The sequence below is a fragment of the Magnetospirillum sp. WYHS-4 genome, assembly GCA_039908345.1.
Lineage (GTDB): Bacteria > Pseudomonadota > Alphaproteobacteria > Rhodospirillales > GLO-3 > JAMOBD01.
Map to the genome: position 1 here is coordinate 1 of JAMOBD010000130.1, position 2,600 is coordinate 2,600.

The 2,600-nt window shown below is 68.6% G+C and carries 3 protein-coding genes; all 3 read left to right on the forward strand.

All coding sequences use genetic code 11. From position 1 onward, the window contains the following. Positions 1–1,197 (forward strand): ATP-binding cassette domain-containing protein (locus H7841_18225; GenBank protein MEO5338795.1); only part of this gene is annotated, 1,197 nt, incomplete at its 5' end. After that, complete coding sequence (locus H7841_18230) at positions 1,197–2,315, forward strand: ABC transporter permease (protein ID MEO5338796.1); 1,119 nt, start codon at positions 1,197–1,199, stop codon at positions 2,313–2,315. The genes H7841_18225 and H7841_18230, both read left to right, overlap by 1 nt. Before the next feature lies 1 nt (position 2,316). Continuing rightward, positions 2,317–2,600: antibiotic ABC transporter permease (locus H7841_18235; GenBank protein MEO5338797.1), on the forward strand; the 284-nt coding region annotated here is incomplete at its 3' end.

Sequence of the window (2,600 nt, forward strand, 5' to 3'; positions counted from 1 at the left end):
GTCGATCCCATGTCGCGCCGGGAACTCTGGCGCATGGTCCAGGAACTGGTGGGGCAGGGGATCGGCGTGCTCTGGAGTACCGCCTACCTTGACGAGGCGGAACGCTGCGACGGCATGCTGTTGCTCGATAAGGGACGGTTGCTGTTCGCCGGGCCGCCGGCCGAATTCACCGGCCGGGTGGCCGGGCGCAGTTTTGCCATCAAGGGCCTGGACGGCGACAAGCGTGCCCTTCAGGCCGAGGCGGAAGGCCTGCCGGGGGTCCAGGACTCCCTTATCCAGGGCCGCAGCCTGCGCCTGGTTATGGCGCCGGGGGCGGAGCCGCCCGCCCAGGCGGTGCCGGTGGCGCCGCGCCTGGAAGACGCCTTCGTCACCCGCCTGCGGGAGGACACGCCGTCGAAACCCATGCGCGACGAGGGCGGCAGGCCGCCCCCCGACCTGGGCGGCGGGCTCGCCGTCGAAGCCCGCGACCTGACCCGAGATTTCGGCGCCTTCCGGGCCGTCGACAAGGTCACCTTCGCCGTCCCGGCCGGGGAAATCTTCGGTCTCCTGGGGCCGAACGGCGCGGGAAAGTCGACCACTTTCAAGATGTTGTGCGGCCTTCTTGAACCAACGTCCGGGGTGGCGCGGGTCGCCGGCATCGATCTGGGGCACGCGCTTGGTGCGGCGCGGGCGCGCATCGGCTACATGTCGCAGAAGTTCTCGCTCTACGGCCAACTGAGCGTCGCCCAGAACCTGGACTTTTTCGCTGGGGCCTACGGTCTGGCGGGGAAGCGCCGCCGGGCGGCGGTGGAACGCATGGTGGAGGCCTTCGAATTGCAGCCCTACCTGAAGGCGGATGCCATCTTGCTGCCGCTGGGCTTCAAGCAACGCCTGGCTCTCGCCTGCGCCACCCTGCACGATCCGGCCATCCTGTTCCTGGACGAACCCACGTCCGGCGTCGATCCCTTGACCCGACGGGAATTCTGGCGCCGCATCAACGGTATGGCGGCTCATGGGGTGACCGTGCTGGTGACCACCCACTTCCTGGACGAGGCCGAATACTGCGACCGGGTGGGTATCGTCTACCGGGGCCGCCTGATCGCGCTCGATACGCCCGACGCCCTGAAGGACGGGGCGCGGGGCGCCGCCTGCCCCGATCCCACCCTGGACGACGCCTTCGTCGCCCTGATCGCCGCTGACGGCCGGGAGGCCGCGTGATGGCCGCCCCGCGCCGTCTCTGGGGTTTGGTGCGCAAGGAGGCGCTGCAGGTGGTGCGCGACCCGTCCAGCATCGCCATCGCCTTCGTGCTGCCCGCCGTGCTGCTGTTCCTGTTCGGCTACGGGGTCTCCCTCGATCCGGTCGGCGTCCGCCTGGGGCTGGTGATCGAGAACCCGACGGGTGAAACCGGCAGCTTCGTCGCCGGATTCGCCCATTCGCCCTACTTCGCCGTGACCACCTACCCCGAGCGCCGCGCCGCCGAGGAGGACCTGCAGGCCGGCCGCCTGAAAGGAGTGGCGGTGCTGGCGGCCGATTTCGGGGCCCGCCTGGGGCGAAGCGAAACGGCGCCGGTGCAGCTTCTGCTGGACGGCACCGATGCCAACACGGCACGCCTGGTCAAGGGCTATGTGGAGGGCCTTTGGGCCAAGTGGCTGGAAATCGAGGCCTTGCAGAAAGGAATGACGGCGCCGCTGGCGGTCACGCTGGAACCGCGCGTCTGGTTCAATCCGGAACTGCGCAGCCGCTACTTCCTGGTGCCCGGCCTGATCGCTATCGTGATGACCCTGATCGGTACCCTGCTGACCGCCCTGGTGGTGGCCCGCGAGTGGGAGCGCGGCACCATGGAAGCCCTGATGACCACGCCGGCCGGTGTGGGGGAGATCCTCATCGGCAAGCTGGTGCCCTATTTCCTGCTGGGCATGGGGGGCATGGGGCTGTCGGTCGCCATGGGGGTGTGGCTGTTCGGGGTGCCGCTGCGTGGGTCCTTCCTCACCCTGACCGGAACCACGGCGGTGTTTCTGGCGGCCTCCCTGGCCACCGGGCTGTTCATCTCAACCGTGGCCCGCAACCAGTTCGTCGCCGGTCAGGTGGCCATGGTGGCGGCCTTCCTGCCCGCCTTCATGCTGTCGGGCTTCATTTTCGAGATCGGTTCCATGCCCTGGCCCATCCAGGCCATCAGCCACTTGGTGCCGGCCCGCTATTTCGTGTCCATCCTGCAGACCCTGTTCCTGGCCGGCGACGTGCCGGGCGAGATCCTGCCCGATACGGCGGCGATCGGCGCCATCGCCGCGTTCTTCCTGATTCTCACTGGCCGCCGCACCCGCAAGAGGCTCGACTGAGATGCACGTCCGCTTGCTGGCCCTGATCCTGAAGGAACTTCTGGCGGTCTGGCGCGATCCGAAAAGCCGCATGACCCTGATCGTGCCGCCGCTGATCCAGCTGTTCGTCTTTTCCTATGCCGCCACCTACGACGTGACCAACGTGACCCTGGCGGTGCTGGACGAGGACGGCGGGGCGGAGGCCCGGGAATTCCTGAGCCGCTTCGAAGGCGCGCCGGCCTTCGCCCGCATCCTGCGGGTCGGCAGCGAAGGCGAACTGCGCCACTTGGTCGATACCCGCGAGGC